14 protein-coding genes and 3 tRNA genes are annotated in these 13,628 nt (G+C 70.9%); 10 read left to right on the forward strand and 7 right to left on the reverse strand.

The features are described from left to right. Positions 1-42 precede the first annotated feature (42 nt). Complete coding sequence (locus EDF27_RS03085; protein WP_132047283.1) at positions 43-1,500, reverse strand: NlpC/P60 family protein; 1,458 nt, start codon at positions 1,498-1,500, stop codon at positions 43-45. Between the two features lie 32 nt (positions 1,501-1,532). Continuing rightward, positions 1,533-2,837 (reverse strand): M23 family metallopeptidase, encoded by a 1,305-nt coding sequence (locus tag EDF27_RS03090; RefSeq protein WP_132047285.1) that lies wholly within the window; start codon positions 2,835-2,837, stop codon positions 1,533-1,535. Positions 2,838-3,138: 301 nt separating this feature from the next. On the opposite strand from EDF27_RS03090, the gene EDF27_RS03095 reads away from it, so the two are divergent. The 3 genes from EDF27_RS03095 (at position 3,139) to EDF27_RS03105 (ending at position 3,415) form a co-directional block, all read left to right on the forward strand. Continuing rightward, a tRNA-Glu gene (locus EDF27_RS03095) sits at positions 3,139-3,211 on the forward strand. Between the two features lie 53 nt (positions 3,212-3,264). Continuing rightward, positions 3,265-3,341, forward strand: a tRNA-Asp gene (locus tag EDF27_RS03100). Between the two features lies 1 nt (position 3,342). Beyond that, positions 3,343-3,415, forward strand: a tRNA-Phe gene (locus tag EDF27_RS03105). A gap of 248 nt (positions 3,416-3,663) precedes the next feature. On the opposite strand, the gene EDF27_RS03110 is transcribed toward EDF27_RS03105, so the two are convergent. After that, positions 3,664-4,674, reverse strand: a complete 1,011-nt coding sequence (locus tag EDF27_RS03110) for an aldo/keto reductase family protein (RefSeq protein WP_123655158.1) — start codon at positions 4,672-4,674, stop codon at positions 3,664-3,666. 79 nt (positions 4,675-4,753) lie between these two features. Here EDF27_RS03110 and EDF27_RS03115 point away from each other — a divergent pair, with 79 nt between their 5' ends. Then, positions 4,754-5,752 (forward strand): NAD-dependent epimerase/dehydratase family protein, encoded by a 999-nt coding sequence (locus EDF27_RS03115; protein WP_132047287.1) that lies wholly within the window; start codon positions 4,754-4,756, stop codon positions 5,750-5,752. A 157-nt stretch (positions 5,753-5,909) separates the two neighbouring features. Here EDF27_RS03115 and rocD read toward each other — a convergent pair whose 3' ends face one another. Together rocD and ddaH are read right to left on the reverse strand one after the other, a co-directional pair. After that, positions 5,910-7,151, reverse strand: a complete 1,242-nt coding sequence (rocD, locus tag EDF27_RS03120) for an ornithine--oxo-acid transaminase (protein WP_132047289.1) — start codon at positions 7,149-7,151, stop codon at positions 5,910-5,912. Beyond that, positions 7,151-8,056, reverse strand: a complete 906-nt coding sequence (ddaH, locus tag EDF27_RS03125) for a dimethylargininase (RefSeq protein WP_347812792.1) — start codon at positions 8,054-8,056, stop codon at positions 7,151-7,153. Before ddaH ends, rocD begins: the two co-directional genes overlap by 1 nt. Before the next feature lie 214 nt (positions 8,057-8,270). On the opposite strand from ddaH, the gene EDF27_RS03130 reads away from it, so the two are divergent. Further along, entirely contained in the window at positions 8,271-8,708 is a 438-nt protein-coding gene (locus EDF27_RS03130) for an Lrp/AsnC family transcriptional regulator (RefSeq protein WP_123655155.1), read from the forward strand. Here the strand turns inward: EDF27_RS03130 and EDF27_RS03135 are convergent. Next, complete coding sequence (locus tag EDF27_RS03135; RefSeq protein WP_132047291.1) at positions 8,679-9,464, reverse strand: CPBP family intramembrane glutamic endopeptidase; 786 nt, start codon at positions 9,462-9,464, stop codon at positions 8,679-8,681. The two genes, EDF27_RS03130 and EDF27_RS03135, sit on opposite strands and share 30 nt — an antisense overlap. Before the next feature lie 62 nt (positions 9,465-9,526). Here EDF27_RS03135 and EDF27_RS03140 point away from each other — a divergent pair, with 62 nt between their 5' ends. The 3 genes from EDF27_RS03140 to EDF27_RS03150 are packed head-to-tail and all read left to right on the forward strand — an operon-like array spanning position 9,527 to position 11,525. Continuing rightward, positions 9,527-9,898: a hypothetical protein gene (locus EDF27_RS03140; RefSeq protein ID WP_123655153.1), complete on the forward strand. Its 372-nt coding sequence runs from the start codon at positions 9,527-9,529 to the stop codon at positions 9,896-9,898. 17 nt (positions 9,899-9,915) lie between these two features. Next, a complete protein-coding gene (locus EDF27_RS03145; protein ID WP_132047293.1) occupies positions 9,916-10,746 on the forward strand; it encodes a nitroreductase family protein in 831 nt (276 codons plus the stop codon). Further along, on the forward strand, positions 10,743-11,525 hold the full coding sequence (locus EDF27_RS03150; protein ID WP_132047295.1) for a DUF2071 domain-containing protein: 783 nt from the start codon (positions 10,743-10,745) through the stop codon (positions 11,523-11,525). The genes EDF27_RS03145 and EDF27_RS03150 overlap by 4 nt, the downstream gene beginning before the upstream one ends. Before the next feature lie 36 nt (positions 11,526-11,561). Here EDF27_RS03150 and EDF27_RS03155 read toward each other — a convergent pair whose 3' ends face one another. Further along, positions 11,562-12,176: a hypothetical protein gene (locus EDF27_RS03155; RefSeq protein ID WP_132047297.1), complete on the reverse strand. Its 615-nt coding sequence runs from the start codon at positions 12,174-12,176 to the stop codon at positions 11,562-11,564. Between the two features lie 86 nt (positions 12,177-12,262). On the opposite strand from EDF27_RS03155, the gene EDF27_RS03160 reads away from it, so the two are divergent. Next, on the forward strand, positions 12,263-13,258 hold the full coding sequence (locus EDF27_RS03160) for an SDR family oxidoreductase (RefSeq protein WP_132047299.1): 996 nt from the start codon (positions 12,263-12,265) through the stop codon (positions 13,256-13,258). Further along, on the forward strand, positions 13,255-13,602 hold the full coding sequence (locus tag EDF27_RS03165; protein WP_123655148.1) for a hypothetical protein: 348 nt from the start codon (positions 13,255-13,257) through the stop codon (positions 13,600-13,602). The genes EDF27_RS03160 and EDF27_RS03165 overlap by 4 nt, the downstream gene beginning before the upstream one ends. Positions 13,603-13,628: the final 26 nt, after the last annotated feature.

A 13,628-nucleotide genomic window follows, 5' to 3' on the forward strand; every position in this document is an offset into this window, starting at 1 on the left:
ACGGCCCGGTCCCTGGTGGGGCCGGGCCGTTCCGCGTTCCCGCTACAGGGAGCCGGAGGGGCGTGCCACGTAGGGCAGGAGCTGGCTCGGGGTCCAGACGGCCCGCTCGACGACGCCGACACCCGGTCGAGCAGCCTCGACCATCATCCCGCCGCCGGTGTAGATCGAGTCGTGGTAACCACCTGAAGCGGTTCCGTTCGACGAGTAGAAGAGGATGTCACCCGCCTGGCGCTGCGAGAGCGGCACGAGCCGGCCGATCGACCTGAAGTAGTTGTACTGCCACACGACGTTGTGCCCGCCGGTCGCGATGCCCTGCGAGTTGTAGGCCATCATCACCAGGCCGGAGCAGTCCCACGTGTTCGGGCCCGCGCCGCCGAGGACGTACGCCTTGCCGAGCTGGGCACGGGCGTACGCGATGGCACCGGCGGCCTTGGACGGGGTGCTCGGTGCGGTCGGGGTCGTGGTGACCGGCTTCGAGGGCGTGGTCGTGACGGGCGTGCTCGGCTTCGCCGGGGCGACGGGCGTCGTCGTGGCGGGCTTCGACGTCGTGGGGGACGTGGTGGACGGCTTCGTGGTCGTCGTGGACGGCTTCGTCGTCGTGGTCGACGGCTTGGTCGTGGTCGTCGTGCCGCCGCCACTGGTCGACGGCTTCGTCGTGGTGGTCGTCGTGCTGCCGGTGGTCGCCCCGCCGCTGCTCGCCCCACCGTCGTCGGTCGTGGCCTGCGCCGCGAGTTCGGCCTCGGCCTGCTTCGCGCGCTGCTCCGTGTAGTACGCGCTCTCCGTCGCGACGGTCGTGCCCTTGAGGTAGGCGAGCTGCTCGAGCACCTCGTCCTGCTGCTCCTGCCCGGCCGCGAGCTTGCCGTTCGCGGCGGCCGCGGTGTCGTTCGCCGAGTCGAGGGCGGTCTTCGTGGCGTCGGTCGCCTTCGTCAGTGCCTTCGCCGCCTGGCTCTTCTGCGCCGCGAGCGAGTCGACCGTCTTCTGGTCGGCCTTCGCCTGCGCCAGCACCGTCGCCGAGCGCTCGGAGAGGTGCGACATCGTGCCGACCTGGTACAGCAGGTCCTTCGCGTCGGCGGAGTCCACGAGCATGCTCGTCGACAGGTCCCCGCCGCCGGTGCGGGAGAGCTCGACCACGAGCGCCGCGACCTGCCCTGCCGACTCGTCGGCCGCGGTCTTCGCACGCTTGGCCTGCGCGGTCAGGTCGTCGAGCGTCGACTGCGCCTCCTGCTGCTTCGACGCTGCCAGCGCGTACGTCTGGCCCGCCTGCTGCACCACGATGCCGGCCGCGTCGGCGTCGTCCTGCAGCGAGGACAGCCGCGAGGCGAGCTCGTCGACCGTCTGCTGCTTCTCCGCCTGGTCGGCCTTCGCCGCCTGCACGTCAGCCCACGACGGGGCCGCAGCGGGGGTCGCCCCTGCCGGTCCCGCGATCCCCACCGAGAGCCCGATGCCGAGCAACGAGACGGTGGCGATGCCGCAGGCGAGGGAACGCGCAGGCTTCTTCATGTGGTGTCAGGGCCTCTCGGGCGCGCACACGGTCATACCGAGATCCCCCGCGCTGCCATGAAGGGGACCGGGTCGACGGCTGCGCCGTTCACCCGGGTCTCGAAGTGGAGGTGGCACCCGGTGGACCACCCGGTCGAACCGACCTGGGCGATCTGCTGCCCGGCGGAGACGTGCTGGCCGGCGGCGACCATGATCCCGCCGTCGACGATGTGCCCGTAGGCGGTGGAGATGCCGCCGCCGTTGTCGAGCACGACCTCGTTGCCGTAGCCGCCGCCGTTGCCCGCGAAGGTCACGGTGCCGGAGTGCGCCGCGTAGATCGGCGAGTAGCAGGCCGGCGCCAGGTCGACACCAGCGTGCAGGGCGTGCGCACCCGTGTACGGGTCGACGCGGTAGCCGTAGGGGCTGGTCTGGTAGCCGGCGCTCGGGCGGACCCAGCCGGAGGAGTTCGGGGTGCCGCCACCGGAGCCGTTGGAGCCGGCGCCGGAACCGCCGCTCGGGGCAGCGGCAGCAGCGGCCTTCGCGGCGGCGGCTGCACGGGCCTTGGCGAGGGCCGCCTGGCGCGCCTTCTCCACCGCCACGCCCTTGTTGTACTTCGCCTCGACGTTCGTCGCGTTCGAGGTGAGCAGGGTCAGCTGCGCCTCGAGTCGCGCCTGGTTGTCGTTCTGGGCGTCCACCGCGGTCTGCGCGGCCTCGGCAGCGGACTGCGCGGCCTGCATCTTCTGCTGCGCGGCGTCCGCGAGGGCGCCGAGGGCCTTCTTCGCGACGGCCGACTTGTCCGCGAGGGCCTGCGCCGTCCCCCGGTCCTGCGTCGCCTGCGAGTAGATGCCGTCGGCCTGCTCCGTGAGCTTCGACATCGCGCCGAGCTCGTACAGCAGGTCACCGGAGTTCGTCGGGTGCGTGAGGAGGTCCGTCGTGACGTCGTTCGAGCTCGCACGACCGAGCTGGGCGGCGAGCTGGCCGGCCTGCTCCTCGGACTGCGCCGCGGTCTTCTCGGCCGCGTCGGCCTGCTCCTGCAGCTTCTGCTGCTTGAGCGTCGCCTCGTCGAAGTTCGTCTGCGCCGTCTGGTACGCCGTTCCCGCTGCGGCGGCGGACTTCTGCTTCGCCGCGGCCTCGGTCGTCAGGTCCGAGATGAGGCTCTTGATCTCGGTGACCTTGTCCTGCTGGGCGGACTCGGACGCCTTCGCGGCCTGCACGTCGCTCCAGCTCGGGTAGCTCGCCGCGGATGCCTGCTCAGCGGGCGCGAACGCGGCGATGGCCCCTGCAGTGAGCACGACAGCCACCGCGGCGGCGATCACGCGGCGGCGGGGCCTGAGGGACTGCGATGGTGAGGTCGACATACATCTCGATTTCGTAACAGCGCGGCAAGGCTCACGCACGTAACACTGTTAACAGACGCAACAGTAACAACAGGTGCCGGACCGGGGCAGCCCCTCGCACGAGGGACACGGACCGACGACGATGCTCGCACTCGAACACCGACGGCGCAGAATCGGAGGGACTCCTCCACCGTGAGTGAAGCCCGCGCGCCGTGTTCCCGGACCTGCGACACGCCGGGCGGAGCCGGTGCGGGCACGCCGATTTGTCATCCGCGCAGGGCTTCCGTATGCTTGACCTCCGGTGCAGCGATGTACTGCTTGCGGCCCCATCGTTTAGTGGCCTAGGACACCGCCCTTTCACGGCGGCAGCACGGGTTCGAATCCCGTTGGGGTCACTCCTCGTGAGACAGCAAGCAGGAACAGAGCAACACCGGATGCAAGTCAATATGGCCCTGTAGCGCAGTTGGTTAGCGTGCCGCCCTGTCACGGCGGAGGTCGCGGGTTCAAGTCCCGTCAGGGTCGCCACGGCTGGATAGCTCAGTTGGTAGAGCGTTCGACTGAAAATCGAAAGGTCCACGGATCGATGCCGTGTCCAGCCACGGTGAAAGGCCCCTCACGCGAGTGAGGGGCCTTCGCCGTTTCTGCGGTGGGTGCACGCCGAGCCGCGCCGCGCTCGCGCCGGGCCGCGCTCGCGCCGAGCCGCGCTCGCGCCGGTGCCGAGGCACTGCCGCATCGGTGGTGCGGTTCACCTCCGCACAACCGAAACCACCTGGCACCGCCGACGTCCGTGGTGCGAAGCGGTTTCGGTTGTGCGAACTCCAGCCCGTGCGGCGCGGCGCCGCGGCCGTCAGGCCTCGCGGGTCTTCGGGCTGCTGTCGTTCGTCTTCGCCGGGTCCCGCTCGACGACGCCCCCGAGCGCGTCGTCGATGCGTGAGAGCAGCTCCGCCGGGATCGTCACGCCGGCAGCGCCGGCGTTGTCGTGCACCTGCTCCGGCCGCGATGCGCCGATGATCGCCGATGCCACGTTCTCGTTCTGCAGCACCCACGCCACGGCGAGCTGCGCCATCGAGAGGTCCAGCTCCTTCGCGATCGGCTCGAGCTCCTGCACGGCGGACAGCACCTCGTCGCGCATGAACCGCTTGATCATGTCCGCGCCGCCCTTGTCGTCGGTGGCACGCGAGCCCTCGGGCAGCGGCTGCCCGGGCTTGTACTTCCCGGTGAGCACGCCCTGGGCGATCGGCGACCAGACGATCTGGGAGATCCCGAGTTCCTTCGAGGTGGGGACGACCTCTTCCTCGATGACCCGCCACAGCGCGGAGTACTGCGGCTGGTTCGAGATGAGCTGGAAGCCGAGGTCCTTCGCCAGCGCGGCGCCGGCACGGAGCTGCTCGGCGGTCCACTCCGAGACGCCGACGTACAGGACCTTGCCCGCGCGGACGACGTCGGCGAAGGCCTGCATGGTCTCTTCGAGCGGGGTCTCGTGGTCGAAGCGGTGTGCCTGGTACAGGTCGACGTAGTCGGTCTGCAGCCGCCCGAGCGACCCGTCGATGGACTCGAGGATGTGCTTCCGGGACAGCCCGGTGTCGTTGTGGCCCTTCGGACCGGTGGGTCCGAAGACCTTCGTCGCGATCTCCAGCGACTGGCGCCGTTCACCCTTGAGCGCTTCGCCGAGGACGGTCTCGGCTCCGGTGTTCGCGTACACGTCGGCGGTGTCGAACGTCGAGATGCCGACGTCGAGGGCCGCCCGGACGCAGGCGATCGCGGCGTCGTTCTCGACCTGGGACGCGTGGGTCAGCCAGTTGCCGTAGGTGATCTCGGAGACCTTGAGGCCCGAGTTCCCGAGGTAGCGGTACTCCATGTGCGGTGTTCCTCCCGTGCCGCATCGGTGCGGCGTCTCCATGGACGCTAGCCCCGCCGGAAGGTGGTTACGTGGAGGAATGACGAGCAACGGAGCGAGCGTCCTGTTCATCGGCGGGAGCGGCGTGATCAGCGCCGCCTGTGTCACCGAGGCGACCCGGCAGGGACTGGAGGTCACGGTCCTGAACCGCGGGACCACCGGGGGCAGGCCGATCCCGGAGGGTGTGACGCGCCTCCAGGCCGACGTGTCCGACCGCAGCGCCCTGGCGGACGCACTCGGCGACCGCCACTTCGACACGGTGGTGAACTGGGTGGCCTTCACGCCCGACCAGGTGCAGGCGGACATCGACTTCTTCGCCGGCCGGACGAACCAGTACGTGTTCATCAGCTCGGCCTCGGCGTACCAGACCCCGCCGACCCACCTGCCGATCACGGAGTCGACGCCGCTGAAGAACCCGTTCTGGCAGTACTCGCGGGACAAGATCGCGTGCGAGGACCTCCTCATGCAGGCGTACCGGGAGCAGGACTTCCCGGTGACGATCGTCCGCCCGTCGCACACCTACGACGAGACCAAGCTGCCGCTGACGGGTGGGTGGACGGCGATCGCACGGATGCGCGCCGGGAAGCCCGTCATCATCACCGGCGACGGCACGAGCCTGTGGACGCTCACCCACAGCCGCGACTTCGCGGTCGGGTTCACGGGGCTGCTCGACCGGGCCGAGGCGATCGGGGAGGCGTTCACGATCACGAGCGACGAGGCCCCCACGTGGAACGCCATCGCGCACGAGATCGCCGCAGCGGCCGGGGTCGAGGACCTGCGCATCGTGCACGTCCCCGCCGACGCGATCAACGCCGTGGACGCGGACTGGGGTGCAGCACTGCTCGGCGACAAGGCGAACAGCTCCGTCTTCGACAACAGCAAGATCCGGTCGCTCGTGCCCTGGTACCACCCGCGCACGCCGTACCGGCAGGGCGTCCGCGAGGTCATCGCGTGGTTCGAGGCGCACCCGGAGGAGCAGGTCGTCGACGAGCGGCTCGATGCGCTGATGGACCAGCTCGCGGAGCGCTGGGCGGTCTGACGCGCGGGCGCGGCCCGCGGCCTGCGGTTCGACCCGTCGACGCACAACGCAAACCGGCTCGCACCACGTGATCACGTGGTGCGAGCCGGTTTTGGTTGTGCGGGTCCACCCGACACCGACAGCGGACGGCCGGGAGGCCCGGTGCCGGTCCGGCGAATCAGCTGCGGTCGCGGAGGACCGCGCCGAGTGCCTCGATCGCCATCGCGATCTCGTCATCGGTGACGACGAGGGGCGGCGCGAAGCGGATCGTCGACCCGTGGGTGTCCTTCACGAGGACCCCGCGCTCGGCGAGTCCCTTCGCGATCTCCTTGCCGGTCCCGATGGCCGGGTCGATGTCGATGCCCGCCCAGAGCCCGGCGACCCGGTGCTCGACGACCCCGTGGCCGATGAGTCCGTCGAGGAGCCCCTGGAGGACCGGTTCACCGTCGAGTGCACGCTGCTGGAACGTGCCCTCGCCGAGCATCGTCACGACCTCAGCACCGACGGCCGCGGCGAGCGGGTTGCCCCCGAACGTGGAACCGTGCTCGCCCGGACGGAGGACACCGAGCACCGCAGCGGAACCGACGACGGCCGACACCGGGACGATGCCACCGCCGAGCGCCTTGCCGAGCGTGATCAGGTCGGGGCGGACGCCGACCCGCGACACCGCGAGGGTGTGGCCGGTGCGTCCGAGCCCGGACTGGATCTCGTCAGCGACGAACAGCGCACCGAACTCGTCGCAGATCTCCCGCACGGCCGGCAGGTAGGACGCCGGCGGGATCACGACGCCGCCCTCGCCCTGGATGGGCTCGAGCAGGACCGCGACGACGGTGTCGTCCATCGCGGCACGGAGCGCGTCCGCGTCGCCGTACGGCACCGTGCGGAAGCCCGGCGTGTACGGGCCGAAGTCGTCCTTGGCGTCCGGGTCGTCGGAGAACGAGATGATCGTCGTCGTCCGGCCGTGGAAGTTCCCGCTCGCCACGATGATCGTGGCCCGGTCGGCGGGGACGCCCTTCACCCGGTAGCCCCACGCCCGCGACACCTTGATCGCGGACTCGACCGCTTCCGCGCCGGTGTTCATCGGCAGCACCATCTCGGTGCCGGTGAGCTCCGCCAGGCTCGACGCGAACGGGCCGAGCTGGTCGTTCACGAACGCGCGGCTCGTCAGGGTCACCCGGTCGAGCTGTGCCTTCGCAGCAGCGACCAGCCGGGCGTTGCCGTGGCCGAAGTTCACGGCGGAGTACGCCGCGAGGCCGTCCAGGTACCGCTTGCCGTCGACGTCCGTCACCCACGCGCCGTCACCGGAGGCGATGACGACGGGCAGCGGGCTGTAGTTGTGCGCCAGCGAGCGGTCCTCGACGGCGAGCGCTGCGGCGGTCGCCGCACCGAGCCCGGTGCCCGCGCCGGTCGCGGTGGTCATCAGGACCGCGCCACGGAGTTGCCGGTGCCGACCGGGTGCAGGTCGAGCGTGCAGCACTTCACGCCGCCGCCGCCGAGCAGGAGCTCGGAGAGGTCGACGCCGATCGGGTTGTAGCCCTTCGCGCGGAGCTGCTCCGCGAAGGTGGTCGCGCGCGCGGCGATGACGACGTTGTACCCGTCGGAGTAGGAGTTCAGGCCGAGGATGGCCGCGTCCTCTTCCGTCGCGATGATCGCGTCGGGGAAGCGCTCGCGGAGGATCGCCAGCGACGGCTCGTCGAAGGCACTCTCGAGGTAGGCGATGTTGCTGCGGCCGTCCGCGTCGGGCTCCGGGTCGAGCACGGCGATCGCGGTGTCCAGGTGGTAGAAGCTCGGGTTGATCAGCTTCAGCGTGATGACGTCGCGGCCGTAGACCTTCGCGATCTCCTCGTGCGAGGTGCTGTCGGAGCGGAAGCCGGTGCCGGCGAGGATGACGTCGCCGACGAGCAGGAAGTCGCCCTCGCCCTCGTTCGTCTCGACGGGCTCGGCGACCTGCAGGCCGGCGCCCCGGAACCAGTCCATGTACGCGGGGCCCTCGGGCTGGCGCTCCGGGTACTGGAACTTCGCGCCGTACGCGACACCGTCGAGCACGAAGCCGCCGTTCGCCGCGTAGACCATGTCCGGGAGGCCCTGGATCGGGTCGATCAGGTGGATCTCGAACCCGAGCCCCTGGTAGACGTCGTGGAGTTCCTGCCACTGGGCGACTGCCTTCGCGGTGTCCGTGGGGTCCTCGGGGTGCATCCACGGGTTGATCCGGTAGCTCACCGTGTAGAAGTCCGGCTTGCACATCAGGATCGTGCGCTTGGTGGCGGTGCGAGTGGGAGCCGTCGTGGTGGCGGCTGCGGGGTTCGACGTGGCTTGGGTCGACACGGGAGTCCTCCTGGGACTTCGGGCCCGAGCCTGCCAGGAACCACCTGGAGCGATCTCGGTGAGATGCAGGCTCACTCACCGTGTTCCACGGCGGACCAGGTCGACGCCGTGGCCAGTCTATGGATTCCGCCGCGCTCACCGCAGCAGGGAAGCGCGCACATTTCGTGCGTTGGACCCGACGTCCTCGCAAGAACCCCGCGTACGATGGGTCCCAATGGATTCGCTCGACCACCGCATCCTGGATCAGCTCCGGGACAACGCACGCGCCGGCTACGGCGACATCGGATCCGTCGTCGGACTCTCCGCCTCCGCCGTCAAGCGACGGGTCGACCGTCTCGTCGCCGACGGTGTCATCCGGGGCTTCACGATCAAGGTCGACCCCGCGGTCGAGGACCGGGGCACCGAGGCCTGGGTCGAGCTCTACTGCCGCGGCACCGTCTCCCCCGACGAACTCCGCGCGCTGCTCGACTCCGTGCCCGAGGTCGTGGACGCCGGAACGGTGACCGGTAGCGCCGACGCGGTGGTGCACATGCGCTCCAAGGACCTCCCCGCGCTCGAGGAAGCACTCGACCGGGTCAGGCTGGCACCCCAGGTCGACCACACCCGCAGCGCGATCGTGCTGTCACGCCTGGTGTCCCGCGAGTCCGCCTGAGGTCCGGAACCCGGAACGCTCATCGGCGCCCATCGCGACGACCACAGCGCACACGACGCCGAGCAGAGCCACCCCGACGTACACGCCCTGCGCGAAGTCGGCGACCGCCGAACGCTCGCCGACCCCGCCGACGAACTGGGTGAAGTCCCACACGGCGTGCAGCACCATCGCCGGGATCAGGGACCCGGTCGTCCGTCGCAGGACGTAGAAGACCGACCCGGCCGAGAACGCGAAGACGACCTGCACGAGCGTCGGGCCGACCGCCTGCCCCAGGAACACGTTGCTCATGTGCATCACACCGAACAGCACCGACGTGATCAGCCACACCCACACCTCGGACAGCCGCGACCGCAGCGCCACCAGGAGGATCCCCCGTGCCACGACCTCCTCGGTGAACCCGACCAGGAGCAGGACGAGGGCCGCAGCGAGGAACGCCCCGCCGACGGCACCCCAGTCCGCGAACGCGAGGCCCACGACGGCGATCACCGCCATCAGGATCGGCGCGAGCAACGTCCAGCGGTGCGGGCTGCGGTGTCGTTCACGGAGAACCGGCCCCCACCAGCCCAGCAGGGACACGGTGACCGCCACCGCGACCGCGGCGACGATCAGCGACACGTCCGCACCGAAGAACAGGTCGTGCGCCGAGTCTCCCCACGCCGTGTAGTCGATGCCGCTCGCCGCCTGGATCACGACCACCAGGACGATGTACCCGATCAGGGCGGCGATGCCGATCCAGACCTTCGGTGTGACGCGCATGCGATCCCCTTCGAGTCGTTCGTTGCAGTCTGCCGGAACCACCGGCGCGTAGGTTCGCGTCCATGGGACGCAAGGAGACAGCCGGGAGGCTCGCCATGCCTCCCGTCGGATCGCCGACTGCCCGCCGGATGGTCACCGCTGCGTCCGCCGCCTACGTCGCGAACTGCCTCTGGGGCACGGCCGTGGCCGTCCGGCTCATCCGCACGAAGAAGCTGCGGGTCGTCCACCACGGACTGTTCGTCGTGACGGCGACGCTCACCGGGGCCGCCGCCACGACCCCGCTCTGGACCAGGTCGAGGTCGGCGCTGTTCCTGCTGCCGGCACTCGTGCCGCTGGCGATGGCTCCGCGCACGAACCCGCGGACCGGAGCACACTGGAGAGTCGCGGTCGCCGCCGCGCCGTCCTACCTCGGGGCGCTGCTGTTCCGGCGCTGACCCGTGGGAGGACAGCAGTGGAGCTCTTCGAGGCCATCCGACGCCGGCGGACGACGAACGGGGCGTTCCTGCCCGATCCCGTGTCCGAGGAGCACCAACGGCTCCTCGTCGAACTCGCCGGCCGGGCACCCTCGCAGCTGAACAGCCAGCCGTGGCGCTTCGTCCTGGTCGAGGAGCGACCGACGATCGAGCGGGTCGCGGAGATCAGCGCGCGATCGATGACCCGCACGATGGCCGAGGGCACGTTCTTCCAGCGCTACAAGCCGTACTTCCGGTTCAGCCAGGCGGAGATGGACGAGCGCCGTGACGGCATGCTCTTCGACAAGCTGCCCGGGCCGTTGAAGCCGTTCACGAAGCAGGTGTTCACCAAGCGCGGGCAGATGCTGATGAACACGCTGCGGGTCCCGCAGACGCTCGGCGAGGAGAACCGGAAGCTCGTCGCCGGGTCGCCGCTGCTGCTCGGGGTGATGCTCGACCGGCACGAGTACCGGAAGGAAGAGCTCTCCGGCTTCTACTCCGTGTTCAGCATGGGCGCCGCGATGGAGAACATCTGGCTCGCGACCACCGAGCTCGGCCTCGGCATCCAGTTCGTGTCCTTCCCGATGGAGACCCCCGGTGCATGGGAGGAGATCGAGGGGCTGCTCCGGGTGCCGCCGGAGCTCGAGCTGATGGCCGTGTACCGGATCGGGTACCTGCCGCCCGAGCGTCGACGTCCGGCGATCGACTGGACGTCGAGCGAGCGGAAGCGCCCGTCGCAGTACGTGTTCCGCGGGACCTGCGACACCCCGCAGCAGGGGTGGGACGAATCGCCCGTGGCGACCCACATCGACGACGCGACCATCGCATGACCGGCGGCCGTCCCACCGGAGCCGCACCGAGCCTCCCGGCCGTTGCATCCGTCGCCCCCGGACTGCCCGGCCGTCCCTGGATCTCCCAGGACTGGCTGGACGTCGTCTTCCTGCACTGGCGGGTGGACGTGTCGGCCGTCGCCCCGCTCCTGCCCGCCGGGACCCGCCCCGACACGATGGCCGTCGACGGCACCGACGATGGCGTGACCACGTGGGTCGGCCTCATCGCCTTCCGCTTCGAGGACACCCGGTTCCCGCCGCTCGGACCACTCGGCCGGACCGGACGCATCGGCGACTTCGTCGAGGTGAACGTCCGCGTCTACACGGTGGACGAGCAGGGGCAGCGCGGGGTCGTGTTCCTCTCGCTCGACGCCGGGAAGCTCCTGCCGACCCTCGGAGCGCGCGTCGCGACCGGGCTGCCGTACCGGTGGGCGGACGCCGCCGTGCGGAAGACGGACGGCCGGGTGGGCTACGCGATGCGGCGGCACGGGACGCACCTGCGGTCGGCGCTCGACGTGCGCGTCGGGCCGGTGATCACGGAGCCGACGGCGCTCGAGACGTTCCTCACGGCGCGGTGGGGCATGCACGTGCACCGTGCCGGGGCGACACGGTTCTGGCCGAACGAGCACGACACCTGGGCGCTGCACCGGGCATCGGTGGTGTCGTTGCGGGACGACCTGGTCGGCGCCGCCGGGCTGCCGTTCGCGCTGACGGAGCTGCCGCCGGACTCGGTGTTGTACTCGCCGGGCGTGACGACGCGGTTCGGCGCGGGGCGCTGACGGCGAGGGCTGGCGCCCCGGCCGTCGTCGGGCGTCTCAGTCACGCGGTGTGCGCGCCGCCGCCCGGAACTGGACGACGGCGACCACCGCCGCGACGACCGCGACCAGCCACCCGGCGCCCACCCACACCGCGACCCGGTGCGACGGGATGCCGGTGACCGTGAGACCGAGGACCACCAAGACCGCAGCGCCGACAGCGAGCGCCGACGACACCACCCCGAGTGCGACGCGGTCGATCCACGACACCGTCCTGGCAGTGTGGACGACCCGGACGGCGGTCACCAGGCTGCCGGCTACGACCCCGAAGAGGACGCCGCTCACCAGGCTGCCGAGCGCGACGACCAGCAGCGAGCCGGATCCGACGACCACGTTGACCACGTGCAGTCGCCACGAGGCTGCCCGGTTCTGCTCGGTGTACGCCGTGTGGCCCGCCACCGCCAGGGCGACCGCTCCGACGGCGATGCACGTTCCCACGGTGATCCCCGTGATGGCAGCCACCGCGTCGCCGAGCACCACGCCGCCGACGATCAGCCCCGCCGCGAGGACCGCGGCGAGGAGCGGGAGCAACCAGACCTCGCTCGGCTGCGTCGGGGTACGGAGCACCCACCCCGGCGGCGTCTCGGTGTCTCGTGTCTCGTCGGTCGGCTCCACGAGGCCAGTGTGCTCGTGCGACGACGGACGCGCATCGGGGGACAGCGGCTGAGATGTCTGTACGCCGTCGCCGGTACAAGGGGCACATGACACGTGTGGCAGTGGTGACCGGCGGATCAGCGGGACTCGGACGGGCGACGGTGCGCGAACTCGCGGCCCGCGGGTGGGACGTCGCCGTGATCGCGCGCGGGCAGGAGGGCGTCGACGCGGCAGCAGCCGAGGTCGAAGCAGCGGGGCGCCGGGGACTGGCGGTCGTCGCGGACGTCTCCGACCGGCAGGCCGTCGAGGACGCCGCCGACCGGATCGAGGCGGAGCTCGGTCCGATCGACCTGTGGGTGAACGGCGTGATGGTCGGGGTGTTCGGCCGGTTCCTGGACACCGAGCCGGAGGACTTCGAACGCGCACTGCGGGTCACGTACCTCGGCTTCGTGAACGGCACCCGCGCCGCGCTCAGCCGGATGGTCCCCCGCGACCGCGGCCAGGTGATCCAGGTCGGGTCGGCACTCGGCTTCCGTGGGATCCCGCTGCAGGCCGCGTACTGCGGAGCGAAGCACGCCATCGTCGGGTTCACCGAGTCGGTCGTGTCGGAGCTCATCGAGCAGGGCAGCAGGGTGCAGGTGTCCCGCGTGGACATGCCGGCGCTCAACACGATCCAGTTCAACTGGGTCAAGTCGCAGCTGCCGCACCACCCGCAGCCCGTCGCGCCGATCTACCAGCCCGAGGTCGGTGCCCGGGCGATCGCGGCCACCGCCGAGCGCCCGCGCCGCCGCACCTGGGTCGGCGAGTCGACGGTGTACACGATCCTCGGCAACCGGATCAGCGGACGGTTCGCGGACTGGTACGCGGCGAAGACGCTGGTGTCCGGGCAGCAGACCGCGTCGAAGGACGGCCAGATGCTGCCGTCGAACCTCGACGAGCCGGTCGAGGGCGACCACGGCGCGCACGGCGTGTTCGACGACAGGGCCCACGCGTGGTCACCGCAGACGTGGTGGGTGGAGCACCGGCGTCTCGGCAACGGCCTGATCGGCGCGGCGCTCGGCGTCGCCGGCGCAGCGGTGCTCGCCGCGGGGCGTCGACGATGAGCCGCGCACGGGACCGTCGTCGGCAGCGCGCATCGGCCGTCGAGGCGGCGCGGCTCGTCCTCGGTGGGCTGCACCTCGTCCGGGCCGGCGCTGCTCCGCGGACCGCGGTGTTCTACCGCGTGCTCGGCGTCCGGCAGCTCGCGCAGGCGGCGCTGCTCCTCCGCGCGCGGTCCGGCGACGCACACACCCTCGGCGCGGCGGTCGATGCCACCCACGCGGTGACGATGCTGCCGCTGATGCTCGTCGGCGGGCAGTGGCGCCGGGTGGCGACGAGTCAGTTCTGGATCGCGACCGCGCTGGCAGTCGCCGAGGTCACGCTCGTCGGGACGGGCCGCAAGCGCTGAGGCGTGTCGGTGGGGCTCGGTACCGT

The organism is Curtobacterium sp. PhB136 (assembly GCF_004346855.1).
In the GTDB taxonomy this organism is placed as follows: Bacteria; Actinomycetota; Actinomycetes; order Actinomycetales; family Microbacteriaceae; genus Curtobacterium.